At 71.0% G+C, this 25,403-nt stretch carries 22 protein-coding genes; 4 read left to right on the top strand and 18 right to left on the bottom strand.

The window, feature by feature from the left end:
• Positions 1–8 precede the first annotated feature (8 nt).
• From ACFQ58_RS13265 to ACFQ58_RS13250, 4 genes are all read right to left on the bottom strand, one after another.
• Positions 9–5,894: an Ig-like domain-containing protein gene (locus ACFQ58_RS13265; protein WP_376951601.1), complete on the bottom strand. Its 5,886-nt coding sequence runs from the start codon at positions 5,892–5,894 to the stop codon at positions 9–11.
• Positions 5,894–7,312, bottom strand: a complete 1,419-nt coding sequence (locus tag ACFQ58_RS13260; protein WP_376951600.1) for a serine/threonine-protein kinase — start codon at positions 7,310–7,312, stop codon at positions 5,894–5,896. The genes ACFQ58_RS13265 and ACFQ58_RS13260 overlap by 1 nt, the downstream gene beginning before the upstream one ends.
• 153 nt (positions 7,313–7,465) lie before the next feature.
• Complete coding sequence (locus tag ACFQ58_RS13255; RefSeq protein ID WP_376951598.1) at positions 7,466–8,215, bottom strand: PP2C family protein-serine/threonine phosphatase; 750 nt, start codon at positions 8,213–8,215, stop codon at positions 7,466–7,468.
• 56 nt (positions 8,216–8,271) lie between these two features.
• The gene (locus ACFQ58_RS13250) at positions 8,272–9,462 is read right to left on the bottom strand and encodes an FHA domain-containing protein (protein WP_376951596.1); all 1,191 of its coding nucleotides are present in this window, start codon (positions 9,460–9,462) and stop codon (positions 8,272–8,274) included.
• Between the two features lie 229 nt (positions 9,463–9,691).
• Between ACFQ58_RS13250 and ACFQ58_RS13245 the strand changes: the two genes are divergently transcribed.
• Entirely contained in the window at positions 9,692–10,174 is a 483-nt protein-coding gene (locus ACFQ58_RS13245) for an Lrp/AsnC family transcriptional regulator (protein ID WP_376951595.1), read from the top strand.
• 28 nt (positions 10,175–10,202) lie between these two features.
• Positions 10,203–11,675, top strand: coding sequence for an aspartate aminotransferase family protein (locus tag ACFQ58_RS13240; RefSeq protein ID WP_376951594.1), 1,473 nt, complete (start codon positions 10,203–10,205; stop codon positions 11,673–11,675).
• 79 nt (positions 11,676–11,754) lie between these two features.
• On the opposite strand, the gene ACFQ58_RS13235 is transcribed toward ACFQ58_RS13240, so the two are convergent.
• On the bottom strand, positions 11,755–12,975 hold the full coding sequence (locus ACFQ58_RS13235) for a DUF4192 family protein (protein WP_376951593.1): 1,221 nt from the start codon (positions 12,973–12,975) through the stop codon (positions 11,755–11,757).
• Positions 12,976–13,164: 189 nt separating this feature from the next.
• Between ACFQ58_RS13235 and ACFQ58_RS13230 the strand changes: the two genes are divergently transcribed.
• Entirely contained in the window at positions 13,165–13,656 is a 492-nt protein-coding gene (locus ACFQ58_RS13230) for a methylated-DNA--[protein]-cysteine S-methyltransferase (RefSeq protein WP_376951592.1), read from the top strand.
• Complete coding sequence (locus ACFQ58_RS13225; RefSeq protein WP_376951591.1) at positions 13,653–14,258, top strand: DNA-3-methyladenine glycosylase I; 606 nt, start codon at positions 13,653–13,655, stop codon at positions 14,256–14,258. Before ACFQ58_RS13230 ends, ACFQ58_RS13225 begins: the two co-directional genes overlap by 4 nt.
• 18 nt (positions 14,259–14,276) lie before the next feature.
• Here ACFQ58_RS13225 and ACFQ58_RS13220 read toward each other — a convergent pair whose 3' ends face one another.
• From ACFQ58_RS13220 to ACFQ58_RS13160, 13 genes are all read right to left on the bottom strand, one after another.
• On the bottom strand, positions 14,277–15,032 hold the full coding sequence (locus ACFQ58_RS13220; protein WP_376951590.1) for a YaaA family protein: 756 nt from the start codon (positions 15,030–15,032) through the stop codon (positions 14,277–14,279).
• A gap of 13 nt (positions 15,033–15,045) precedes the next feature.
• Positions 15,046–15,618 (bottom strand): AAA family ATPase, encoded by a 573-nt coding sequence (locus tag ACFQ58_RS13215; protein WP_376951589.1) that lies wholly within the window; start codon positions 15,616–15,618, stop codon positions 15,046–15,048.
• A gap of 10 nt (positions 15,619–15,628) precedes the next feature.
• The gene (locus ACFQ58_RS13210) at positions 15,629–15,889 is read right to left on the bottom strand and encodes a F0F1 ATP synthase subunit epsilon (protein WP_376951588.1); all 261 of its coding nucleotides are present in this window, start codon (positions 15,887–15,889) and stop codon (positions 15,629–15,631) included.
• 2 nt (positions 15,890–15,891) lie between these two features.
• A complete protein-coding gene (gene atpD / locus ACFQ58_RS13205; RefSeq protein WP_376951587.1) occupies positions 15,892–17,349 on the bottom strand; it encodes a F0F1 ATP synthase subunit beta in 1,458 nt (485 codons plus the stop codon).
• Positions 17,350–17,376: 27 nt separating this feature from the next.
• On the bottom strand, positions 17,377–18,285 hold the full coding sequence (locus tag ACFQ58_RS13200; protein ID WP_376951586.1) for a F0F1 ATP synthase subunit gamma: 909 nt from the start codon (positions 18,283–18,285) through the stop codon (positions 17,377–17,379).
• A 92-nt stretch (positions 18,286–18,377) separates the two neighbouring features.
• Positions 18,378–20,015 carry a F0F1 ATP synthase subunit alpha gene (gene atpA, locus ACFQ58_RS13195; RefSeq protein WP_376951585.1) on the bottom strand — a complete coding sequence of 546 codons (1,638 nt, stop codon included), beginning with the start codon at positions 20,013–20,015 and terminating at the stop codon, positions 18,378–18,380.
• Positions 20,016–20,075: 60 nt separating this feature from the next.
• Positions 20,076–20,864 (bottom strand): F0F1 ATP synthase subunit delta, encoded by a 789-nt coding sequence (locus ACFQ58_RS13190; protein WP_376951584.1) that lies wholly within the window; start codon positions 20,862–20,864, stop codon positions 20,076–20,078.
• Positions 20,865–20,867: 3 nt separating this feature from the next.
• On the bottom strand, positions 20,868–21,437 hold the full coding sequence (locus tag ACFQ58_RS13185) for a F0F1 ATP synthase subunit B (RefSeq protein ID WP_376951583.1): 570 nt from the start codon (positions 21,435–21,437) through the stop codon (positions 20,868–20,870).
• Positions 21,438–21,465: 28 nt separating this feature from the next.
• Positions 21,466–21,702 carry an ATP synthase F0 subunit C gene (gene atpE / locus ACFQ58_RS13180; protein ID WP_092670904.1) on the bottom strand — a complete coding sequence of 79 codons (237 nt, stop codon included), beginning with the start codon at positions 21,700–21,702 and terminating at the stop codon, positions 21,466–21,468.
• A gap of 46 nt (positions 21,703–21,748) precedes the next feature.
• Entirely contained in the window at positions 21,749–22,546 is a 798-nt protein-coding gene (atpB, locus tag ACFQ58_RS13175; RefSeq protein ID WP_376951582.1) for a F0F1 ATP synthase subunit A, read from the bottom strand.
• A 241-nt stretch (positions 22,547–22,787) separates the two neighbouring features.
• A complete protein-coding gene (locus tag ACFQ58_RS13170; protein WP_376951581.1) occupies positions 22,788–23,267 on the bottom strand; it encodes a hypothetical protein in 480 nt (159 codons plus the stop codon).
• Positions 23,264–24,541 carry an MraY family glycosyltransferase gene (locus ACFQ58_RS13165; RefSeq protein WP_376951580.1) on the bottom strand — a complete coding sequence of 426 codons (1,278 nt, stop codon included), beginning with the start codon at positions 24,539–24,541 and terminating at the stop codon, positions 23,264–23,266. Before ACFQ58_RS13165 ends, ACFQ58_RS13170 begins: the two co-directional genes overlap by 4 nt.
• Complete coding sequence (locus ACFQ58_RS13160; RefSeq protein WP_376951579.1) at positions 24,538–25,353, bottom strand: L-threonylcarbamoyladenylate synthase; 816 nt, start codon at positions 25,351–25,353, stop codon at positions 24,538–24,540. The genes ACFQ58_RS13165 and ACFQ58_RS13160 overlap by 4 nt, the downstream gene beginning before the upstream one ends.
• Positions 25,354–25,403: the final 50 nt, after the last annotated feature.

Genomic DNA, 25,403 nt, shown 5'->3' with positions numbered 1-25,403 from the left:
CCCTGAGCTCATCGGGCCTCGAACCTCGCGGTCACGCCGGCCACCTCGACATCCAACCAGACACGGTCGCCGGCCTTCGCCCCGGGGACCTGGCACGAGGTCGCCGTCTGCGCCACCCGGCCGACGCGGTCGCCGTCGGTTCCGCAGCGGAATGCCGCGGGCAGTCCGTTGTTGGCGGGTGCGGCCGTCCAGGACCATGTGGCGGTCGCGGCATCGTAGGCGCGACCCGGCAGGGCGAACGTCAGCGTCGGCGACTCGCCCGACGGCAGCGTCTGCGACCACGGACCGCACGAACCCCACACCGAGCAGGCGCGGACCTGGAAGCGCGCGGTCTCGCCGAACGGGCGGTTCAGGAGCTGCCGCAGCCAGCCCGATCCGTTGAAGTCGCGTGCCGTGCCGACCCGCGCGCCGCTTCCGTCGACCGAGATGATCTGCAGGCGCGGCGTACCGGCGTCGACGTCGTCGATGTAGCGATCCCACGTCTCGGTGTTGAGCCACGCCATCTCGCTGCGGACATCGCCCACGGCACCAGGTGCCGGACGCACCACCGTTCCGGCGACATCCGTGTGGACGCAGCCGGCGCGGTTGTAGCCCCACACGACGAAGGAGTACCGTGCGGACTCGGTGATCGTCCCCGAGAACTGGACGCTCGCCGCATCGGGCCCCACCCGGACCATCTCGGCCACGACGCCGCCGACGGCCGGCGCCACCACGGTGCCGGGGGCAGGAGTGGTCACCGAGCAGGCCTGCGCCCCGGCCGGAACCGACGACTCGCCCTCCACCAGTCGTTGCACGAAGTACCCGGCGATCGGGTCGCCGTTGCCCCCGAACGGCGACCACGACACGATCACCGAGCCGGCGGCCGCATCGGCCGTCACCGAGATGTCGCCTGCGGCCGGCGACCCGAACGGCGTGCCCGTCGTGCCGGCCTCGGTCCACGCCGCCAAGGCGGGGAAGGCGCCGTTGCGCGCACTCACGGACACCTCGACCGTGCTGCCGTTCGCGAGTTCCTGCGAGTCGATCGAGCAGAGCGACGCCGTGCACGCCCGCGACGAGGGAATCTCGACGGGCGCACCCGCCACCCTGACGACGTACGACTGCACGGCGCTGCCGCCGCCCGTGCCCACGGGCAGCCACTGCACACGGAGACGGCCGTCGAGCGGCAGGGCGCTCAGCCCCGACGCCGGCGGCGGGATCACGTCGGACCACACCGGCGTCGCGAGCTGCGCGGCATCGGACAACCCGATGCCGTTGCGGGCCTGGATGCTCACCTCGACCGCCGAGCCCGGGCCGTTCCCGGGGGTCGGGACGGTGCACGTCGTCGCCGCGCACTCGGTGACGCCGATCTCCGCGCCGCTCGACGGGTCGAGCAGGGCGATGCGATACCCCTCGATGGGCGAGTTGTTCGCCGCGCCCGCGGCGAAGGCGACGTCGAGCGCGCCGTCCCGGAAGGCGGTCATGCGCGCATCGGCGACCGGGTCCGGACGGTCCTGGACCGAGATCGTCGCCGTGCCCCACGCGTAGCGGCTCGGATCACCGGTCGCGTCGGCGACCTGGTACTGGATCGTCGTGTTCACGGGTGCCGCACCTGCGGAGACCGCGACCGACAGCCGCGAGCGATCGCCGCTCGGCGTGATGGAGACCCCCGGCGGCAGGCTCGCGGCATCGAGCCCGCGCACGCCGACGACGCGCAGCGGCGCGTCGGGGAACGGGTTGCCCGCCGTGTCGTTCGCGAGCACGTCGACCGTCGTCGTCTGGCCGCGTGGGGCCACGGCGAGGTCGGGCGCGGGCTCGGCGATCGGGCGCGTGGATGGCACGACCTCGAGCTGGATCCGGCCCGGCGTCCCCGCGACGTCGCCGGCCGAGACCGCGACGTCGATCGAGGCGCGCGTTCCCTTCTGCGTCGACTCGGACGTCGTGACGCGCAGTTCCTGGCCGTCGAGGGCGACGTCGAAGCCCGACGGGACCGCGCCGACCACGCGGAACTGCAACGGGGGTCCGCCCTCGTCAGGACGGCTCGTGAGTCGCACGAGGTCGATCGTGCGGGTCTCGCCCGGTTCGAACGGGAGGATGCCCCCGACGAAGGTGGGCGGCTGTCCCGGCTCGGGGAGCACCTCGATCGGGATGACGATGGTTCCGGTGCGGCCCTCCGGATCGTCGACCGACTCGCCGTCCGTCACGGTGAAGGAGATCGACGCGGGGCCGAAGAAGCCCTCCTCACTGCGGAAGCGCACCGTGTCCGGATCGACGACCAGGTCGGTGCCGTCGTCGTGCGACGCCCGCACGGTCGCGGCATCCGTCAATCGCACCGGCCGACCCGACGCTGCGACGACGTAGTCCTCGAGCTCGAGCATCACCTCGTCGCCGGTGGCGACGCGCACGTCGGGGGCGTCGCGCCGCAGCTGCGGAAGCGCGTCGTCGCGCCCGGGGACCCAGATGAATGCGTATGCCCGGACCGCGGGGTCCTCGGGATGGCCCACCGAGAACGGCACGATGCGCCGGCGATCCTGCACCTCGATGCTGATCGACCCGTCGGCCGCGATACGCGCGCCGTCGTCGTAGCCTTCGACGAGTGCCACGTCGGCGTCGCCGGCATCGGCGTCGGCGATGAACACCCCGTCGAGCACGTCGACCTCGACCCGCTCCTCCTCGAGCACGTCGCTGAGGCTGAGCACGACGTCGGAGGCTTCGGGCCGAGAGAGCGGGGCGTCGGCATCGGCCTCGATCCGCAGGAACGTCGAGGCGGTGCCGAGCTGCGCGTTCTCGATTCCGTAGATGAAGCCGTACAGCCCCTCCCTGTCGGGGACCTCGACCGTGATCTCGCGACCGCGATCGTGGATCTCCGCGGTCGCACCTCCGGTGACCTCCTCGACCGAGACGACCTCGAGCGGCGACCCGTCGGGATCCGAGTCGTTCTCGAGGACGCGCACCGCGACCGTGCGGCCGGGACGCACCGTCACGGAGTCGTCGACGGCCACCGGCGAGCGAGCACCGTCGAGGCCCGGTGCGACGCCGACGCGGACGGTGCCGGTCGCCCGCGCCCCGAGGGCGTCGACTACGGCGTACGAGAAGGTGTCGGTGCCGGCGGAGTACTCCCCCGCCCGGTACTCGAGCCAGTCGGGTCCGCGTGAGACCACGGAGCCCCGCTCGGGGTTGGACTCCTGCCCGAGCAGCTGCACGGAGTCGCCGTCGGGGTCCGTGCCGCCGAGCGGGATCGGGATGCGCACGGTGTCGCCTGCCAGCACCCGAGCGGTCGCCGTGCGGGGAACCGGGGCCGCGTTGGTCTGCGGGTCCGTCTCGCGGACGGTGATGTGCACCGACGCCGTCGCGAACTGGCCGTCCGGTCCCTCGACGCGATAGACCGCTTCGAACTCGCCGGGACGGTCGGGAGCGTGGTAGCGCAGGCGGTCTCCGGAGGTGAAGAGCAGGCCCGCCTGAGGCGGGGTCACCAGGTCGGCGGCGAGCGTGAGTGCGTCGCCGTCGGGATGGGTGTCGTTGTCGAGCACGGCGACGTCGATCACGTCGCCGGTTCGCGCGGAGGCGGTGTCGGCCACAGCGACCGGCGGCTGGAACTGCGCCGGCGTCGGCACCTCGACGACGGTGACCTCGCCCTCGGCATCGGCGAGGCCGTTGCTCACGCGATACCCGAACGTCGCAGAGCCCGTCGTGAGCGGTCGCGTGAGCGTGACCCGGAGGACACGGTGGTCGACGATCTCGACACGGACGCCCGGGTCGTCGGGAGCCTCGCCCGGCCCGGTGATGATGAGCACGCCGCCGGTCGGATCGATGTCCGTCGCGAGGACGTCGACCTCCATGGGATGGTCCTGGCGGAGGAAGGCCGTGTGCGGCACGGTGATCGGCGTGGTGTCCCGTTCCGGCGGGGCCGACACCTCGACCCGCACGCGTCCGGTGGCGGTCTTGGCGCCGTCGGTGACGGTGTACTCGAGGTAGTGCGTGCGGATCGCCTCTCCGATGAACCGGAAGGTGCCGCCGTCGAAGTCGGGCGTGATCTTCGCCTCGGGCTTCGCGGGCACGGCAGACAGGCGCGCCTCGCCCGAGCCGCCCCGGACGTGCCTGAGGGGTTCGAGCACGACCTCTTCGCCGAGCGTGGCCAGCACGACGAACGGGTCGGCCACGAGCGGCGCCTCGCCCGTCCTCCGCACCGACATCGTGAGCACGCCGACCCCGTCGTCGCGGCCGTCGGAGACGATGAGTGAGACGGCGCGCGTCGAACCCTCGCCGCCGCCCTCGTCGAAGAGCACCACGCCCTCGGCGGTCGACGTCACCGCATCGGGCTCGTCGACGCCGGCCGCACGCAGGAACACGGGGTCGCCGTCGGGATCGACCCACTCGCCGAGGACCGGGACCGTCGCGCGCCCCGTCACCTCGACGACGGCGCGACCCTCGCGGACCTGGACGGGCGGAGCATTCTCGTCGGGTGCGCGGACGGTCACCGTGATGCCGGCCTGGGCGGTCCCACCGCGACCGTCGTCGATCGTGTACCGGAGGGCGAACGTGCCGGTCGCGGCGTCGTCGAGCGTCAGCTGGACCTGCTGCCGGTTGGCGACGAGGTCGAGACGTGCACCCGCGGGGAGGTCGCCGTCGACGGAGGAGACGATGAGCACATCGCCGTTCGCGTCGTAGTCGTTGAGGAGCACGGGCAGGAGGGTCGAGCGCCCGGGACGCGCGCCGAAGTCGTCATCGATCGCGACGGGCGGGACCTGGCTCTTCTCGATGGTCGGGTCGGCCTCGGGGTCGTTCTGCTCGACGGTCTCGTCGTCGCGCTCGATATCGAGCAGGTCGGCCCAGTTGTCGATGACGCCGTAGTCCTCGGAGGCCGCCCAGCTGCGCCCGGAGCGACGTTCGTTCAGGACCAGTTCGTCGCCGTTCGCGAGGAAGGCGAGCGGCGCACCGGGGATCGCGTCCTCCAGCCGAGTCGGTTCGCCCTCCGCGTCGCCGCACGCACGCCACGCGATTCCGTCGTTCCAGGCGGCGTGCAGGCAGTCGCCGAGCCGCACGGGCTGAGCGGGCCCACCGGATGCCGCGCCGAAGACGGTTCGCGGCTCGGAGCCGTCGAGCGGCACCTCGACGAGCCGATTGCGCGTGGCGAGCACCACGGCGTCGGCGGCGCCGGAGGGCCGCTGCAGCACGACGGTCTCGCCGGGGCCTGCGATGCGCGACAGGTCCACTTCGCGTCCGCCCTCGAGGTACAGCAGGCGCGCGCGCTCGTCGAGCACCGCCCAGCGGCCGCCGACTGAGGTGACCTGCGCGGGGTCCCCGTCGTCGAGGCGGTCGAGCTCCCACGTCGCATCCGCCGAATCCGGGTCGTCGGCCGAGACCCGGGACACCTTGCCGGTCGACGGCGTGAACGCGATGATCCGTCCGGCCTCGTCGACCGAGACCACGGAGCCCGCCCCGAACGTGAAGGCCGGGTCCTCGTCGCTCTCGAACTCCGCGAACTCCTCGATCGGCACGACCCACAGGGAGCCGTCCGCGGTCACGACCACCCGATCGCCGGCGAGCGCGACGGCCGGCTTGTCGGGCGGGACCGCGACGGTGTCCGAGACGCGCGAGATGGTGGGGTCGACGATGCCGACGCTCGCGCGGCTGCGGTCGAGCACGAGCACCGTGGAGCCCTGCTGCACGACCTCGGCCTGGGCACCGCCGCCCGTCTCGACGACCGAGTTGAGTTCGAGCACGGCGGTGTTCGCACGGCCGACGGACTGCTCGGTGTCGTTGGCGACCCACACGGCCGCATCCCCGAGGTCCACGCGCTGGGCGGTGTAGCCGCCGGAGGCGATCGCGACGCCGGCCGCCAATCCGACCACGGCGACGATCGACACGGCGGTGATGACCGCGGAGCGTCGCCTGCGCCAGAGTGCCAGCGGGTCCATCAGCGACCCTCGGCCTCGACCTCGGCGCAGCGCTCGGCGCTCGGCGGGCCGGACTTGCCGTCGCGCGCGACCACGACGGTCGCGCAGATGCGACCGGACTCATCGGCCGCCACCGTCAGGGTCGCCTCCTCCTGCGGGGGCTGTGCGCTTCCGTCGATCGTGACGACGTAGCTGTCGCCCTGCCGCAGTCCCCCCGGGTCCTCCCACGAGAACACCACCGCGGCGCCCTCCGTCACCGCCCTGACGTCGGTGACGACCGGGATGCTGTCGGCGCCGCGCACGAGCGTCAGCAGCCCGGCCACCACGAGCGCGACGAAGACGGCCGCCGCGACTCCCACGCCGAGGAGCAGTCGGCGCGTCGTCGGCGGCGCGCTCCGGCCCCGACCGGACATCGAGCCGTGGGACCGGGAGTCACCCGTCCTGGTGGAGGGACGGGCCGCCGCCGCGGAGCGCCGCCGGCGACGCCGCGACGACGAGGCCTCCACGACCGATCCCGCCCCGAGCCGCGTGCGCTCGTCGAGGTCGACCGCCGTCGCGATGGCCCAGTCGTCCATCGCCACCTCGAGCGGGGTCTGGGGCAACGCCAGCTCCTCCTCGACCGCCTGCAGGTCGCGGATGAACTCCAGTGCGCTCGCCTGCCGAGCCGAGGGCCGCTTCGCCATCGCGCGGGCGAGCACCGCCTCGAGGCTCGCGGGCACGTCGGCCCGGCCGGTGGGCGGCACCTTCGCCTTCTCGATCCGGGTCACGAGCGCCATGGTCCCGTTGTCCCCGCCCGGGACCTCGAACGGGCTGCGGCCGGCGAGCAATGAGTAGACGGTCGCGCCCAGCGACCACACCTCGCTCGCAACGGTGCCCGCGACCTCGTCGAGCAGCACCTCGGGCGCCGACCACGGGACGGACAGGCCCACTGCCTCGCTCGACTCGGCCTGCCCGAGGGTCGAGGCGATCCCGAAGTCGGAGAGCACCGGATGGCCGTAGGCCGTGGTGAGGATGTTGGACGGCTTGATGTCGCGGTGGAGCACTCCCTGACGGTGGGCGGTCTCGACGGCGCTCGCGATCCGCACGCCGATGGAGAGGACCTCGGCGATCGGCAGCTGGACGGCCCGGTACCGCTGGCCGAGCGTCGCGGAGCAGTACTCCATGACGAGGTAGGGCCGGCCGTCGGCCGCGACGCTGGCCTGGTACACGGTGAGGATCGACGGATGGCTCGACAGCTGCGCCATGAGGTTCGCCTCGGCCTGGAACATCTGGCGGACCTCGTCGTTGACGACCTCGGCCAGCAGGACCTTCACCGCCACGAGGCGGCGGGGCATGTTCTGCTCGTAGAGGAACACGTCGGCGAACCCGCCCGATCCGAGCACGCGGATGAAGGAGAACCCGGGCAGGTTCGGCGGCGTTGACGGCAGTCGCCTCGACACGATCCTCCCAGCGCTCCTCGGGTGCCTCGGTGCGGCGCACCGATCGGGCGCCACGGCGCCCGATGCATCGAACCCCAATTGTAGGGTCGGCGGATGCCGCGGACACGGCTGTTGTGGACGGGCTCGCCGCGCTCGGGCCCGGGCCCGCGCGGATCAGCCGTCGGCGTCGGGCGCGTGCTCGGGCCGCACCACCCGGAGAACGTCGACCACCACGACGGTGACGTTGTCGCGACCGCCGTTGCCCACCGCGGCCTCGACGAGCTGGTGCACGGCCTGCTCGGGTCGGCGGCCGGAGATGAGGAAGTGGCGGATGCCGTAGGAGGTGAGCTCCTTCGTGAGTCCATCGGAGCACACGAGCAGCCGCATGCCCTCCTCGAGCGCGATGGCCCGGTAGTCGGGGATCGGCGCCTCATGGAAGCCCACCGCACGCGTGATGACGTTGGAGTGCGGGTGCGTGTCCGCCTCCTCGCGCGTGATCTGCCCCGCGTCGACGAGCTCCTGCACGATCGAGTGGTCGACGGTCAGCTGCTCGAGCACGCCGCCCACGAGCCGGTAGACGCGCGAGTCGCCGATGTTGAACACGATCCACGCCGGCTCGTCGCCGATGACGCCGAGCGCGACGCCCGTGACGGTCGTGCCGCTTCCCTCGTCGGTGACGCCCGCGCCCCGGCCCATGTCCTGCACCGCGAGTCGCAGGGCACCGTCAATGTCGGGGGTGCCCACGGCGGGCTTGCCGCCGTGCTCGGCGAGCCGGGTCACGACCGCGGCACTCGCGAAGTCTCCGGCGGCGTGGCCGCCCATCCCGTCGGCGACCGCGAAGATCGGCGCCTGGGCGACGAAGCTGTCTTCATTGACGGCCCGCCGCAGGCCGGTGTCGGTGGCGGCGGCCCAGGAGAGGGTCACCTCCGTACCGTCCGGCAGGCTGACGCGATGCCGGGTGTTGGCATTGCCGATCTGGGTCACGGGAGCGCCCCCCGTCCGCTCGTCGCGATCGCATCGACGACCTCGCGGGCGAGGATCTCGACGACGGCCTCGCCTCCCAGCTCGATCGTCGTGCCCGGCGAGACCACCACCGACTCCCCCGGCCTCAGGCGACGCACCCCGGCCGCGGAGCGGACCACGGTCCCGTTGGTGGAGCGGAGGTCGGTCGCGACGACCCGGCTGCCCTCGACGCGCAACTCGAGGTGCGTGGATGACACGACCCCCGCGGGCGATTCGACGCGAACCAGCGAGATCGGACCGGGCGCCACGCGCGGCGGCGCGGGATTGCGGCCGATGTAAGCCGGCGCATCGATGGCCATCGGCTCGCCTGCGCCGATGCGGAAGCGGGCCGGCGAGGGGGCCGCCTGCTCGGCCCGGCCCGGGGCAGCGGGCGCGCCGCCATCGGAGTCAGCGGTCGCGGCATCCGATCGCCCGGGGTCGTCGGCGCGATCGCGCGGTCCGCCGTCGCGACGCAGGCGCGGCGAGAGCACCGTGTCGGCGTCCGCCGCATCTCCTCGGACGAAGCGGACGGTGTCGCCCACCACGACCTGGATCGGGACGGTCGTCGGTCCGTCCGCTTGGGGGCGCGGGTCGCGTGCCCCGGGACGTGCGCCGCCGGTCGGCGGTCGCCGCGCCTCGAGCACCGTGTCGGCGTCGGGATCGCCGGACTCCGAGCCCGACGGCATCTCGCGCCACGACCATTCGATCGCCCCTGCGCGGAACGACGCTCGGCGCGAGGGCACGGGCTCGCCGCGCAGGCCGGCCTGCCGGACCGCGTCGAGCGGTGCGCCCGGACCGGCGATTCGCAGGCGCGTCACCGCCGTGAACTCGGCAAGGTGCCACGGACTGATCCCGCGCGAGTCGAACCGCCGGGCGCCGCCCGGCGACGCCAGGTCGATCACGGCCTCGCCGCGGACGATGGCGGTCACCGGATCGCCGGCCTCCGGCCACCACACGAGCGCGAAGTCGTCGGCCCCGTGCGATCCGATCGGGATCCGGGCGACGAGGTCCTCGAGCTCGAGCCCGTCGATCGACGCGGCCTCGGCGAGCGCCGTCAGCACTCGGTCGCGTGCCGGCGCGGCGACGGCGGCGATGAACCGCTCGCCCACGACGGCGTCCCACTGCGGCACGTCGGGCTCGATCCTGCTGCGCACCGCTCCGACGACCATGCCGTCCAGTCTGGCACTAGTCGCAGGGCGTCAGCCGATGAAGCTCACCACGTCGTGATGCGGGTCCGGTCCTCGAAGCCGTCATTCCGTCGCAGGCCACGGGTGGCGACGATGCTCGCACACGAGGTCGCCGAACTGAACCTCGGTCACGATGGAATCAGTTGCGAATGGGTATCGATGACAACGGAATCCCTTGTCTTCCCCTCGACGGACTGTCATGATCGGATGCATGACGAACGCTTCGCGGCCGACGAACCACCGGCCGGTGCAACTCGACGACGTCTCCAAGGCGATCATCGAGCAGCTCCAGGCCGATGGGCGGCGCTCGTACGCCGACATCGGCAAGGCGGTGGGACTCAGCGAGGCGGCGGTGCGCCAGCGCGTGCAGCGGCTGACCGAGTCGGGCGTGATGCAGATCGTCGCGGTGACCGACCCGATGCAGCTCGGCTTCACGCGCCAGGCGATGATCGGCATCCGCGCGGCCGGCGACACCCGCGTGCTCGCAGAGGAGCTCGCGGCGATTCCCGAGATCGACTACGTCGTGCTGACCGCGGGCAGCTTCGACCTGCTCGCCGAGGTGGTGTGCGAGAACGACGAGCAGCTCATCGCGCTGCTCAATTCGAAGATCCGCGCGCTCGACGGCGTGCAGACGACCGAGACGTTCGTCTACCTGAAGCTGCAGAAGCAGTTCTACAACTGGGGCACCCGCTGACCGCGGGACCGCCCGGAAGGAGATCCCCATGACCACCCTCGACGCAGCGACGGGCCTCGGCACGGCCGGCTTCGACGATGCCGCACTGCAGCAGAAGGCGAAGGACCACCTCTGGATGCACTTCGCGCGGCAGTCGACGATGGAGGAGCACGGCGTCCCGATCATCACGCGTGGTCGAGGCCACCACATCTACGACGCGCACGGGCGGGAGTACTTCGACGGGCTCTCGGGCCTCTTCGTGGTCAACGCCGGACACGGCCGCCGTCGCCTCGCCGAGGTCGCGGCGCGCCAGGCCGAGGAACTGGCGTTCTTCCCGATCTGGTCCTACGCGCACCCGTCGGCGATCGAGCTCGCCGACCGGTTGGCCGGGTACGCGCCGGGCGACCTCAACCGCGTGTTCTTCTCCACCGGTGGCGGCGAGGCGGTCGAGACCGCTTTCAAGCTCGCGAAGTACTACTGGAAGCTCAAGGGCCAGCCGACCAAGCACAAGGTGATCTCGCGCGCGGTCGCCTACCACGGCACCCCGCAGGGCGCCCTGGCCATCACGGGCATCCCGGCGATGAAGCAGATGTTCGAGCCGCTCACGCCCGGTGGGTTCCGCGTGCCGAACACGAACTTCTACCGCGCCGCCGACGTCGGCGCGCCGGCCGACGACCTCGAGGCCTTCGGCATCTGGGCGGCCAACCGCATCGAGGAGATGATCCTGTTCGAGGGGCCCGAGACGGTGGCGGCGGTCTTCCTCGAGCCGGTCCAGAACTCGGGCGGCTGCTTCCCGCCGCCCCCCGGCTACTTCCAGCGGGTTCGCGAGATCTGCGACCAGTACGACGTGCTGCTCGTCTCCGACGAGGTCATCTGCGCGTTCGGCCGCATCGGGCACATGTTCGCGTGCGACGCCTACGGGTACGTGCCCGACATGATCACGTGCGCCAAGGGGATGACCTCGGGCTACTCCCCCATCGGCGCGACGATCATCTCCGAGAAGATCTACGAGCCCTTCAAGACCGGCAACACGTCGTTCTACCACGGCTACACCTTCGGGGGGCACCCCGTCTCGGCCGCGGTCGCGCTCGAGAACCTCGACATCTTCGAGGAGGAGGGCCTCAACGAGCGCGTGCGAGAGAACTCGCCGCTGTTCCGCGCCGAGCTCGAGAAGCTGCTCGACCTGCCGATCGTCGGCGACGTCCGCGGTGACGGCTACTTCTTCGGCATCGAGCTCGTGAAGGACAAGGCGACCCGCGAGACCTTCAACGACGAGGAGTCGGAGAGCCTGCTGCGCGGCTTCCTCTCGAAGGCGCTCTTCGACGCCGGGCTGTACTGCCGCGCCGACGACCGGGGCGACCCCGTGATCCAGCTCGCGCCGCCGCTGACGATCGGCGTCCCCGAGTTCCAGGAGATCGAGCAGATCCTGCGTGGCGTACTGACCGAGGCGTCCAACCGCGCGGAGGAGTTCCGCGGCCACCGCCACGGCGGCGAGCACTTGCTGGTTCCCGCGCGGGTCTGAGCACCCCGGCCGAGCACCCGGCGTGCGGCGGGGCTGGTGGCGATGCGCCATCCGCCCCGCCGTCGTCGTACCCGGGGACTCACCCCTCTCGGCCCGGCGATGCCATCAGGTCTGGACCGAACGCCCAGTCGGGCAGCGCACCGGATCCGAAGAAGCGCCGGAGCAGGTCCGCCATGGTGTGGCCGGGATCGGCGGCCAGCGCGAGGTCGACGAGCGCGCCACCCGCGGAGCTGCGTCCGAGCGCCCACGCGAGCCAGGCGGTGACGCACAGGACGCCCGCCCGGGCGGGTGCCGGGGCGTCCGCCGCCGCCAGGGTGAGTGTCTCGATCGCCCGCTCGATCCGGCCCACGTCGGGACGGGTCTCCACCATGCCGAGCAGCAGGCGGGACAGGAACTCCTCCGCCGACTCCGCCCGGTCGTCCGTCGACGGACCGCCGCACGGCGCATCGCCAGACGCGTCCGTCCCGGCCCGGCGCTCGGCGTCCCGATCGGCGCAGTCCAGCGCCAGCTCCCCGACGACGGGTCCGAACGCGACCTGCAGCATCAGCGCGTCGCGCAACGGCGGGCAGGCCGCGAGGTGGACCAGCCACGCGAGCATCTCCGCGGTGTCGCCCGCCCGCCCGGCCGCGAGTCGTTCCGCCGCGACGAACGGATCGAGCGCGTCGCCGATGACGGCGTCGAGCAATTCGAGTTCGTCCATCGCCGTGCCGACGACCGTGTCGTCCGCGGCATCCGGGCACGCGATGCCGGAGGCGCGAAGGGTGTCGAGGATCCGCGCGACCTCGGCCGAGCGGACGGGATCGGCGGTCGGGACCCGCACCAGGTCGGCCGCAGAGGCGGCCGGAGTGCGCAGCGCCTCCGGGTGGTGGGCGACCGGGCTGCGCTCCACCAGTTCGAGTCCCCTGCCGCCCGGCGGGAGGTCCTCGTCGAGCAGCGAGCCCCAGCCGTCGGCGGCCACGCAGAGCGCGTCGCGGACGAGGAATCCCGCCTGCTCGGCACGTCGCACGACCTCCGTGAGCAGCTCGGCCTCCGGCAGTCCGTCGCCGGCGAATCCGGCGTCGGTGTACGCGACGGGGACGACGGCGTCCACGTGCGGCATGCGGCAGAGCGTGCCCACCACGGCGGTCACGAGCACCTCGCGGTCGGCCGCGCCGCGAGGCAGGTCGTGCCTGAGGACCCCGGCGGTGCGGTTGCCGTCGAAGGCGACGCAGAGCAGCGATCGGGACGGGAGGTAACCGACCAGGGTCGGGACGAGGGCGAGGAAGTCGTGGGCGGCGCGAGCGCGGATGATGGTGGTCATCCCGCGAGGATGGCGACAGGCCGCGGACCGGCGCGGCGGGCGCTCGCAGACGGGTCGCGCGATGCCCTGGGCGGTTCTGTGGAGGACGAGTGGCGGGGACTCGTCCTCCACTGCACGCCGCCGGCGAGGACTGTTCGCGGTGTCCGATTCCCGCCAGTCGATGACGGTGGGCGCGGTTACCCTCGGAACATGACCACCCCAAACCTCCTCCGGTTCGAGAGCCCGATCGGCCGCATCGAACTGGTCGGCGATGACGAACGTCTCATCTCCCTCTCGATCGAGCGCGACGGCGCGCTGCCGCACGACGACCAGCCCGATCGTCCGAATGCCGTGCTCGAGTCCGCGCGCGACCAACTGGTCGAGTACTTCGCCGGCAGGCGCACCGCGTTCGACATCCCCGTCCGGCTCGACGGCACGCCGTTCCAGCAGGCCGTCTGGGCCGAACTCGTCCGGCTCGGCTGGGGCGAGGCGACCTCCTACGGGGCGCTGGCCGCCGCGGTCGGGCGCCCGGGCTCCGCTCGTGCGATCGGCGGCGCCGTCGGTGCGAACCCGGTGCCGATCATCGTGGGCTGCCATCGCGTCCTCGCCTCCGACGGGCGCATCACGGGCTACTCCGGCGGCGACGGCATCCCGACCAAGCTGTGGCTGCTCGCGCACGAGCAGATCGGCTTCGCGGCGTGAGCGGCCCGGCCCGCGCCGAGGTGGTCGTCGGCGACGACGGACTCGCACGCTGCGCCTGGGGCGCGTCCGATCCCGAGTACCGCCGATACCACGACGAGGAATGGGGCACGCCGCAGCACGATCCCAGCCGTCTCTACGAGAAGCTCTGCCTCGAGGGCTTCCAGGCCGGCCTGTCCTGGATCACGATCCTCCGGCGCCGTCCCGCCTTCCGCGAGGCATTCCTCGGCTTCGATCCCGAGCGCGTGGCGGCCATGACGGACGACGATGTCGACCGGCTCGTCGCTGATGCGCGCATCATCCGCCACCGCGGGAAGATCGAGGCGACGATCGCCAACGCGCGTGCCACGCTCGACCTCGACGGGCCGCTCGACGAGTTGCTGTGGAGCTTCGTACCCGCGCCGCGGGCGACGCCGCCCGTGTCGTTCACCGAGGTCCCCGCGACGACGCCGGAATCCACGGCGATGAGCCGGGCCCTGCGCGCTCGCGGCTTCCGGTTCGTCGGCCCGACGACGATGTACGCGCTGATGCAGTCCACCGGCATGGTCGACGATCATCTCGCCGGCTGCTTCCGCTCCCCGGCCGCTGCGGCATCCGTCGCCTGACTCCGCGGCGCGGACTCGTCAGGCGACGAGATGCAGTTCGTGGTGCGCCGTATCCTCGTCAACCGGTTCGAGGCGGATGCCTCGTCCACGGGCCCACGCGAGCAGGCCGGCGACGTCGGCCGGATCGGCGCGGTCATCGAGCAGGGCGCGGGCGAACAGGCCCTTCGCCCGCTTGTTGAAGTGGTTCAGCGCTCGGCGTCGGCCGCCCTCGTCGATCGTGACGACCCGGACGAACACCGAGTCCGGGCGCTGCGGTGCCGGACCGAGCTCGGCGTACCCCTCCGAGCGCAGGTCGACGACGAGTCCGGCCGTCGCTTGGAGCTCCGCGCCGATGGGTTCGCGCCAGTGGGCCTTGAGTCGGAGCCCGGGCAGTCGCGAGTCGTGCGACAGCCGGTACGCGGGGATGCGATCTCGGGCGCCGACGAGACCCAACAGTGCAGAGTGCACGGCGACGTGCCGGCCGGCGTGCGAGCGGGTCGCGGCATCCAGCGACGGCGCGTCGAGCGCGTCGTAGAGCACGCCGGTGTAGCGGTCGATCGCGGGCATCGTCGGAGACTCACTGAGTCGCCGGTTCCGGTCGACCTCGGCCGCCTGTCGCGGGCCCAGTTTGAGGGCGCGCATCATCTGGTCGGAGTCGGCCGCCAAACGCACCGTGGCATCGAGCACCGTCGCGCGCGCGTCACGCAGGCTCGAGAACGAGAGCTCGCTCAGCTCGAGCGGTGGACCATCCCCTCCGTCGCGCTTCGTCTCGGAGGGTGGCAGGAGGAGCAGCACCGGGGGCGCCCTCCTAGGCGGCGATGAACGCGAGCGCGGCCTCGACATTCACGCCGAGGGGCTGGGCGCTGTCGATCGTGACGCGCGGGAGCGCCGAGGACGGACCGGACCACGGCGCGTAGCCCTCGAGGCTCTGCTCGACGGCGCGCCACGTGGTCTCGTCGAGGTGCGGCAGCCTGCGCTCCCGCTTCTCCAGCCGTTCCCGGTGAACGCGAGGGTCGGAGCACACGACCTCGATGACCCGGAGGCGAACGTCATTGCGCTCGGCCAGATCGCGCCACTGGAGCCTCGCAGACTCCGCGGCGTTGACCGCATCGACGATGACGGTGCGACCCGAGGCGAGCTCCTTCTCGGCGATCTGCTCGGCCACCAGGTACGCTGCGAGCCCGGTCGGCTGGTCGGCCTCGATCCCCGCGCGCAGGATCGAGGACTCGATTGGATCGACCGACACGACCGTGGCGCCGAGCCGGGCGCCGACGATCTCGCCGATCGTCGACTTGCCCGCGCCCGGCAGCCCGGCCATGACGATGAGCTGGGTGACGCTGAGGTCACCGAACTGGCGGTCGAACGGCTGCTCCCCCTGCATCCGCGTCCTCTCAGGCCAGCGACGCTCGGGAAGCCACGACCTGGACGGCGTCGGAGTGGACCGAGAGGAAGCCGTCCTCCGCGTCGGCGGTGATCTTCTCTCCACCGGGCAGGGTGACACGCACCTCGCCGCCGGCGAGGATCGCGAGCATGGGCTCGTGACCCGGCAGGATGCCGATCTCGCCTTCGACCGTGCGCGCCACCACCATGGCCGCCTCGCCCGACCAGACCTCCTGGTCGGCCGAGACGACGCTCACGTTGAGGGCGGCCATGATCAGCCGTTCTCCTTCTGGATCTGCGCCCACTTCTCCTCGACGTCGGAGATCGGGCCCACGTTGAAGAAGGCCTGCTCGGCGACGTGGTCGAAGTCACCGCGAGCGATCGCGTCGAACGACTCGATGGTGTCCTTCAGCGGAACCGTCGAGCCCTCGACGCCCGTGAACTTCTTCGCCATGTAGGTGTTCTGCGAGAGGAACTGCTGGATCCGGCGCGCACGCGACACCGTGATCTTGTCCTCCTCCGACAGCTCGTCGACACCGAGGATCGCGATGATCTCCTGCAGCTCCTTGTTCTTCTGGAGGATCTGCTTGACCGTGGTCGCGACGCGGTAGTGGTCCTCGCCCAGGTACCGCGGGTCGAGGATGCGCGACGTCGAGGTCAGCGGGTCGACCGCGGGGTAGAGACCCTTGGACGCGATCTCACGCGAGAGCTCGGTGGTCGCGTCGAGGTGCGCGAACGTGGTCGCGGGCGCCGGGTCGGTGTAGTCGTCGGCGGGCACGTAGATGGCCTGCAGCGAGGTGATCGAGTGGCCGCGCGTCGACGTGATGCGCTCCTGGAGGATGCCCATCTCGTCGGCGAGGTTCGGCTGGTAGCCCACGGCGGAGGGCATGCGGCCGAGCAGCGTCGACACCTCGGAACCGGCCTGCGTGAAGCGGAAGATGTTGTCGATGAAGAGCAGCACGTCCTGCTTCTGCACGTCGCGGAAGTACTCGGCCATGGTGAGGGCCGAGAGGGCGACGCGAAGGCGGGTCCCGGGCGGCTCGTCCATCTGGCCGAAGACGAGGGCCGTCTTGTCGAAGACGCCCGCCTCCTCCATCTCGTGGATGAGGTCATTGCCCTCACGCGTGCGCTCGCCGACGCCGGCGAACACGGACACACCACCGTGGTCCTGCGCCACGCGCTGGATCATCTCCTGGATGAGGACGGTCTTGCCGACGCCCGCACCACCGAAGAGGCCGATCTTGCCACCCTGCACGTAGGGGGTGAGGAGGTCGATGACCTTGATGCCGGTCTCGAAGAGCTGCGTCTTCGACTCGAGCTGGTCGAAGCTCGGCGGCTTGCGGTGGATGGGCCAGCGCTCGGTGATCTCGATGGTCTCGCCCGGCTCGCCGTTGAGGATCTCGCCGATGACGTTGAAGACCTTGCCCTTGGTGACGTCGCCGACGGGGACCGAGATCGCCTCGCCGGTGTCGTGCACCTCCTGGCCGCGGACCAGGCCGTCGGTCGGCTTGAGCGCGATCGCACGGACCACGTCGTCGCCGAGGTGCTGCGCGACCTCGAGGGTCAGCTCGGTCGTCTGGCCCTCGATGTCGATCTTCGTCTTCAGGGCGTTGTAGATCTCGGGGATCGAGTCGTGCGGGAACTCGATGTCGACGACGGGGCCGGTCACGCGGGCGATGCGGCCCACGGTGCCCGCCGTGCCCTGGACTGGCGCGGTAGCGGTGTCAGTCATGTTCTCTTCCTTCTGGTGAATCTGTAGCTACTTGGAGGAGGAGAGCGCGTCCGCTCCACCCACGATTTCTGCGATCTGCTGCGTGATCTCGGACTGGCGTGCCTCGTTGGCCAGGCGCGTGTAGTCGAGGATCAGCTTGTCGGCGTTGTCGGTGGCCGACTTCATGGCCTTCTGCGTGGCCGCGTGCTTCGCGGCGGCCGACTGCAGCATGGCGTTGAAGATGCGGCTCTCGATGTAGACCGGGAGCAGCCCGTCGAGGACCGTCTCGGCGTCGGGCTCGAACTCGTAGAGCGGGAAGACCTCGGCCTTGCCCGACGGGGCCGCCTCTGCCTCGGCCTCGACGACCTCGAGCGGGAGGAGGCGGGTGACGACCGGCACCTGGCTGATGCGGCTGACGAAGCGGTTGTAGACGATATGGATCTCATCGACGCCGCCGTCGGCCGAGTCGCGGAGGAACGCCTCGAGCACCGCGTCGGCGATCTCCTTGGCCGTCTCGAACTCCGGGTTGTCGGTCCCTCCGATCCAACTGCGCTCGAAATCGCGCCGACGGAATGAGAAGTAGCCCACCGACTTGCGGCCCACGAGGAAGTACACGACCTCCTTGCCCTGGCTGCGGAGCAGCTCGGTGAGCTCCTCTGCCTCACGCAGGACCTGCGAGTTGAAGGCGCCCGCGAGGCCGCGGTCGGAGGTAAAGATCACGACCGCCGCGCGGTCGACGCGCTCGGGCTCGGTGGTCAGCACGTGCGACACGTTCGAGTAGCTCGCCACCGCCGAGACGGCGCGAGTGATCGCGTTCGAGTACGGCGTGGACGCGGCGACGCGCGCCTGCGCCTTGGCGATCCGCGAGGCGGAGATGAGCTCCATCGCTCGCGTGATCTTCTTGGTCGTCTGCGCCGACTTGATCTTCTGGCGGTAGACCCGAAGCTGCGCTCCCATGTTTCTCCTGTGTCCTGGGTTCCTGTCCCTGAGGCTGTCGGCCCGGCCGATCCGACCGGTTCCCCGAGAGCCTCAGGGAACGGAGGAATCGACTAGCGACGGCCCTTGACGATCTTCTCCTGCACGACCTCGTCCTCGCCGATCGCCTCGAACTGCTCCTTGCCGACCGACGCGAGGGGCTTGCCCTCACCGGTCTGGAATTCGAGCTTGAACGTGTCGACTTCGGACTCGAGCGTGGCGACGGTCTCGTCGCTCAGCACGTTGGTGTCGCGCAGGTCGCCGAGCACGGTCGTGTTGCGGCCGAGGTAGTCGAGGAACTCGCGCTCGAAGCGCAGGATGTCCTCGACCGGCACCTCGTCGAGCTTGCCGTTCGTGCCGGCCCAGATCGAGACGACCTGCTCCTCGACGGGGTACGGCGAGTACTGCGGCTGCTTGAGAAGCTCGGTCAGGCGCGCGCCGCGCGCGAGCTGACGGCGGCTCGCCGCGTCGAGGTCGGACGCGAACATCGCGAAGGCCTCGAGCGAGCGGTACTGGGCCAGCTCGAGCTTGAGCGTTCCCGACACCTTCTTGATCGACTTCACCTGGGCGTCACCGCCGACTCGCGAGACCGAGATGCCGACGTCGACCGCAGGACGCTGGTTGGCGTTGAAGAGGTCGGACTGCAGGAAGATCTGGCCGTCGGTGATCGAGATCACGTTGGTGGGGATGTACGCCGAGACGTCGTTCGCCTTGGTCTCGATGATCGGCAGGCCGGTCATCGAGCCCGCGCCGAGCTCGTCGGACAGCTTCGCGCAGCGCTCCAGCAGCCGGGAGTGCAGGTAGAACACGTCGCCGGGGTACGCCTCGCGGCCCGGCGGGCGACGCAGCAGCAGCGAGACGGCGCGGTAGGCCTCGGCCTGCTTCGACAGGTCGTCGAAGATGATCAGGACGTGCTTGCCGGCGTACATCCAGTGCTGGCCGATGGCCGATCCGGTGTACGGGGCGAGGTACTTGAAGCCCGCGGGGTCGGAGGCGGGAGCGGCGACGATCGTCGTGTACTCCATCGCGCCGGCGTCTTCGAGCGCACCCTTCACCGAGGCGATGGTCGAGCCCTTCTGGCCGATCGCGACGTAGATGCAGCGGACCTGCTTGGTCGGGTCGCCCGACTCCCAGTTCGCCTTCTGGTTGATGATCGTGTCGATCGCGATGGCGGTCTTGCCGGTCTGGCGGTCGCCGATGATCAGCTGGCGCTGGCCGCGGCCGACCGGGATCATCGCGTCGATCGCCTTGATGCCGGTCTGCAGCGGCTCGTGCACCGACTTGCGCTGCATGACGCCGGGCGCCTGGAGCTCGAGGGCACGACGACCCTCGGTCGCGATCTCGCCGAGGCCGTCGATCGGAGCGCCGAGCGGGTCGACGACGCGGCCGAGGTAGCCCTCGCCGACGGGCACCGAGAGGACCTCGCCCGTGCGGGTCACCTCCATGCCCTCCTCGATGCCGGTGAACTCGCCGAGCACGACGACACCGATCTCGTCCTCGTCGAGGTTCAGCGCGAGGCCGAGCGTGCCGTCGGCGAAGCGCACGAGCTCGTTCGCCATGACCGAGGGCAGGCCCTCGACGTGCGCGATGCCGTCGGCGGCGTCGCGCACGTAGCCGACCTCGGTCTTCTGGGCCGCGCCCGGCTCGTACGCCTGGGCGAACTCCGAGAGAGCCGAACGGATCTCGTCGGGGCTGATGGAGAGTTCTGCCATTGCCATTTCCTTTAGCTACTGGGATGTCGTGGCGCGGACGCCGGTCGTGGTCGGTCGGCGTCAGCCGGCGAGCTTCTGCCTCAGGTCGTTGAGGCGGCTGGCGACGCTGCCGTCGATGACGTCGTCGCCGATCTGCACCCGGATACCGCCGAGCAACGAGGGATCGACGATGGCGTCGAACCGGACGCGGCGGCCGGCCTGGGCCCCGAGCGACTGCTCGAGGCGGGCGAACTGGGCGTCGGTGAGCGGCACCGCAGTGGTCACGGTCGCCACGTCGAATCCGCGCTGGTCTGCGACGACGGATGCCGCGCCGCGGAGCATCTCGCCGATGCGGCGGCCCCGGGGCGACTGCACCAGGTGGCGCACGACGAGCGTCGTCGCGGGCGACGCGGCCGGAGCGAGCAGGCGCTCGACCAGCTTCACCTTGGCGTCGCTCGAACCGAGCTTCGACCCGAGCGCGAGCTCGAGCTCGGCGTCGGAGGCGACGGTCCGCTGGAACGCGTACAGCTCGGCATCGACCTCGGCGTCGGCGGCATCGGCCGCGACGCGCAGGCCGAGCTCCTCGAGTCCGTCGAGGAAGTCGGCCGACGAGGACCACCGCAGCGACGCCGCGCTCACGAGGAGCGTGACCGCCGCCGGCGCGATCCGGCCGCCGAACACGCGCTCGGCGAGCGCGCGCTTCTCAGCCGGGTCCACCTCGTTGTCGGTGAGCGCCGTGCGCAGCTGCGGCGTCGCGGCGACCACCCGGGTCGCGGCGAGGAGGTCGCCGGCCACCGGGAGCTCGGCCCGGCCGAGCTCCGCGAGCTCGGCTCGCGTGCCGGCCAGGGCCTCTCTCGTAGCGCTGCCCATGGACTACTTCTTCCCTCCTGCGGCGGCCTGCTCGGACGCCTCGAGGTCGGCGAGGAAGCGGTCCACGACCGCCTGGGCCTTGGCATCCTCGGAGAGCGACTCGCCCACGACGCCCGACGCGAGGTCGATGGCGATGGTGCCCACCTCGCTGCGCAGCGACACGAGCGCCGCCTGGCGCTCGGCCTCGATCTGGGCCTGGGCGCTCGCGGTCACCCGCGCCGCCTCGGTCGTCGCCTGGTCCTTGGCCTCGGCGACGATCCGCTTGCCGTCCTCGCGGGCGGTCTCGCGGATCCGGCCTGCCTCGCTCCGAGCATCGGCGAGCTGCGCCGTGTACTCCTCGAGCGCGGCCTCGGCCTTGCGCTGGGCCTCGTCGGCCTTCGCGATGTTGCCCTCGATGGCCTCGGCACGCTCGTCGAGCAGCTTCTGCATGCGCGGCAGCACGTACCGCCAGAAGAAGACGAGGATGACGATGAAGCAGACCGCCGACCAGACGATGTCGTAGGTCGCCGGGAGGACCGGGTTCGGAGTCGCCTCGTGACCCTCCTCAGCAGCCCTGAGTACTGCGTGAAGCACAGTTGCCTCCTTGGTGGCCGCGGAGCGACTAGGACGTGAAGATGAAGTAGGTCGCGATACCGATGAAGGCGAGCGCCTCGGTGAAGGCGATGCCGATCCACATCAGGACCTGGAGGCGACCGGCGAGCTCGGGCTGGCGAGCCACGCCCTCGATGGTCTTGCCGACGACGATGCCCACGCCGATGGCGGGGCCGATGGCGGCGAGGCCGTAGCCGACCGTCGCGATGTTGCCGTTGATCTCAGCGAGAACGGTGGTTGCGTCCACGTTGGGGTTTCCTTTCTTGGGGTTCTCTTCGGGCGGATGCCCTGGCTCAGTGCTCCTCCGCCACCGCGAGCTGGATGTAGACCGCGGTGAGGAGCGTGAAGACGTAGGCCTGCAGGACGGCGACCAGCACCTCGAACAGCGTGAACACGAGGCCGAAGGCCAAGCTGCCCGCGCCGAGCAGGGTGTACCAGCCGCCGAGCGTGAAGACGAAGAACTGCGTCGCCGCGAAGAAGAGCACGAGCAGCAGGTGGCCGACGATCATGTTCATCATGAGTCGCAGCGTCAGCGTGACGGGGCGGATGATGAACGTCGAGATCAGTTCGATGGGCGTGACGATGATGTACACCGGCCACGGGACGCCCGACGGGAAGAGGGAGTTCTTGAAGAAGTTGCCGGGGCTCTGCTTGATGCCGGCGTAGATGAACGTGACGTACGACACGATCGCGAGCACGAGCGGCACGCCGATGACCGAGGTTCCCGCGATGTTCAGGCCGGGGATGACGCCCGTCAGGTTCATGAAGAGGATCAGGAAGAACATCGTCGTCAGGATCGGCAGGAACCGCTTGCCGTCCTTCTTGCCGAGCAGGTCGTCGGCGACGTTCACGCGGACGAGGTCGAGCCCCATCTCGACGAGGCTCTGGAACCGGCCGGGCACCACGCGCATGCTGCGCGTGCCGAGCCAGAACACGAGGAGCAGCGCGATGACGGCGACCCAGCGGACCAGGATGATGCGGTTGATCTCGAAGGGCGTGCCCTCGAATGCGATCGGGTCGGGGAAGAACTCCTCGATCGAGGGCCCGTGGAATTCACCATCGTTGGTTTGGATTCGAACCAGCAGGTTCACAGCGTTCGCTAGCAGCGCTATCTCCTGTTTCGGGGCGTGGAGCGGGGCTCTCGCGTCGACGAACATCGGAACACGGCCCGGCGCACATGCCGGAGCAGGGCGGAGCCGTGGGGGATCGCCCCTACTCTAGCAACAACTCGGCCCCCCGACGAATCGCTACGGCGTGTAGAAGTGCGTCACGACCGGGCCGCATGCCGATCGCAGCATGACACGGGCGACGGAGGCGCACCGAGGCCCGCGCTCAGTCGTCCGACGGGGCCGGCGGGAGCTGGGTGTCGCTCGCGTAGGGCAGCCGCGCGCGGGCGACGACGAGCACGTCGACCACGAGCGATCCGATGACGCCCGCGACGATCGAGAGGAACAGCACCACGGGGTCGAGCCAGTCCGCTCCGCGCAGCAGCACCACGAGGACGATGAAGAGGATGAACTTCAGCAGCCAGCCTCCGAGCACGATGCCGAAGAAGGCGCCGACGAACACGTCGGACCCGGCGAACCGGTTCGCGAGCAGGATGCTCGCCGCCGTGATGCCCATGAAGACCACGGCGATCGCGGTGCCGAGCAGCGCGCTCACGAGTCCTTCGACCCCCGCCACCGCGAAGCCGATGACGCCGCCGACGACGGCGATCACGGCCGCGAGGACGGCGCCCCACAGCAGGGCGCGCCGCAGCACGGGGTTCGAGGTGGGCGTGCGGTCGGCGCGGTCGCGCGGCGCGGTGCTCATCGGGCTCCTGGGGGGTGCTCGTCCGGCATCGCCGAACGGTCGGTGGTGGTGAGGGGTCGTGCGCCCGAGAGCTCGTCGAGTCCGGGTTCGTACGGGGCGGTCGCGGACTCCGCCTCGGCGGCGACGGTCTGGCGCTTGCGTCGCCCGAGCGGCGCGAGCGTCAACGCGGCGAGGACCACGAAGCCGACGCCGAGGATGAGGAACGCCCAGCTCGAGTCGATCCCGAAGTAGACCGGGAACACGAAGGCGAGGAGGCACCCGAACGAAGCCACGGCCGTCCACCCGTAGAAGATGAGCACGGCGTGCAGGTGCGAGTGGCCCATGTCGAGCAGCCGGTGGTGGAGGTGCTTGCGATCGGCCGCGAACGGCGACTTGCCGGCGCGCAGCCGGCGGATGACGGCCAGGCCGAAGTCGAGCAGCGGGATGATGAGCACCGCGAACGGGATGATGATCGGGATGAAGGCCGGGAACAGCTCGTCGGTGCCGAGCAGCGACGGGTCGACCTGGCCTGTGACCGCGATCGCGGACGTGGCCATGAGCAATCCGACGAGCAGGGCGCCCGCGTCGCCCATGAACAGCTTCGCCGGGTGCCAGTTGAGCGGCAGGAATCCGAGGCACGCGCCGACCACCAGCACCGCGAGCAGCGACGCGAGGTTGAAGTAGTTGGTCGGCGAGGTCTGCTGCACGAGCAGGTACGAGTACAGGTAGAACACGCCGCTCGAGATGAGGGCGACGCCGGCGACGAGGCCGTCAAGTCCGTCGATGAAGTTGATCGCGTTCATCACGAGCACGATCGTGAACACCGTGATGGTCGCGCTCATCCACGACGAGCCGACCGTGATGCCGCCGTCGGGCCCGCCGATCGGCAGCGACACGATCGACACGCCCTGCCAGGCGATGAGGCCGGCGGCGATGAACTGGCCGGCGAGCTTCGTGACCCAGTCGAGGTCCCAGATGTCGTCGGCGACGCCCATCGCGACGATCAGGGCGGCGGCGAGCAGGATGGCGGGGACCTGCCAGCGGTCCTGGAAGATGATCGACACGTTCGCGAACCGCTCGATGCCGAGCGTGGAGACCCACGCGGCGGCGCCGAACGCCACCAGGATGCCGACGAACATGGCGATGCCGCCGAGCCGAGGCGTCGGGCGCGTGTGGACGTCGCGCTCGCGGATCTTGGGATAGAGCCGGTACTTCAGGCTCAGCTTCCACACGACCAGCGAGCCGCCGAACGTCACGACCGCGGCGACGAGCGCGAGGACGACGAACAGGGTCATGAGGCGGCGGCGTCCGTCCGGTCGGCCGGGCCGGGAGTGGCGTCGGGTGCGTCAGTCGCGTCGACGGATGGCGCGACTTCGGCCTCCGCCTCGGCGTCGACCGTCTCCGGCTCGACGGCCGGCGCGAGCAGCTCCTCCCCCACGACCTCGGCGATGCGCTCGCGCGAGATGACGCCCGCGCGGACGATGCGGAGCACGCCCGTGCCGTCGGCGTCGATGCCCGTGGCATCCACGATCGTCGACGACGTGTCGCCGGGACGCTCGCCGATCGCCTGGTACTCCGCGCCCGCCTCACCGCCGTCGAGGTAGACCGCGACGAGGTCGCCCAGCATGCCGGCGGCGTCCTGCGCGGAGGTGGCCGACGGCTGGCCCGAGAGGTTCGCCGACGACACCGCCAGCGGCCCGGTCTCGGACAGCAGCTCGAGCGCGATGCGGTGGTCGGGCATCCGGAGCGCCACCGTCCCGCGGGTCTCGCCGAGGTCCCACTGCAGCGAGGGCTGGGCGCGCAGGATCACCGTGAGACCGCCCGGCCAGAACTCGGCGACGAGCGAGCGGACCGCGTCGGGGACCTCGACCGCGAGCGCGTCGAGCGTGGGGATGCCCGGCACGAGCACGGGCGGCGGCGACGTGCGTTCGCGACCCTTCGCGTCGAGGAGTCGCTGCACGGCCGCGGGGCTGAACGCATCGGCCGCGAGGCCGTACACCGTGTCGGTGGGGATGACGACCAGCTCGCCGCTGCCGATGGCGCGACGGGCCAGGCGCATGCCGGCGAGGAGCTCGGACTCGACCGAGCAGTCGTGGATGACAGTCATGACCGATCGATTCTAGACGCGGAGCGGGTGCGAGGGCTGGGCATGACGGA

Source organism: Agromyces sp. NPDC056523, from assembly GCF_042794545.1.
Lineage (GTDB): Bacteria > Actinomycetota > Actinomycetes > Actinomycetales > Microbacteriaceae > Agromyces.
The sequence above is the reverse complement of the archived record's forward strand: the minus strand, read 5'-3'. Positions and strand labels throughout refer to the sequence as shown.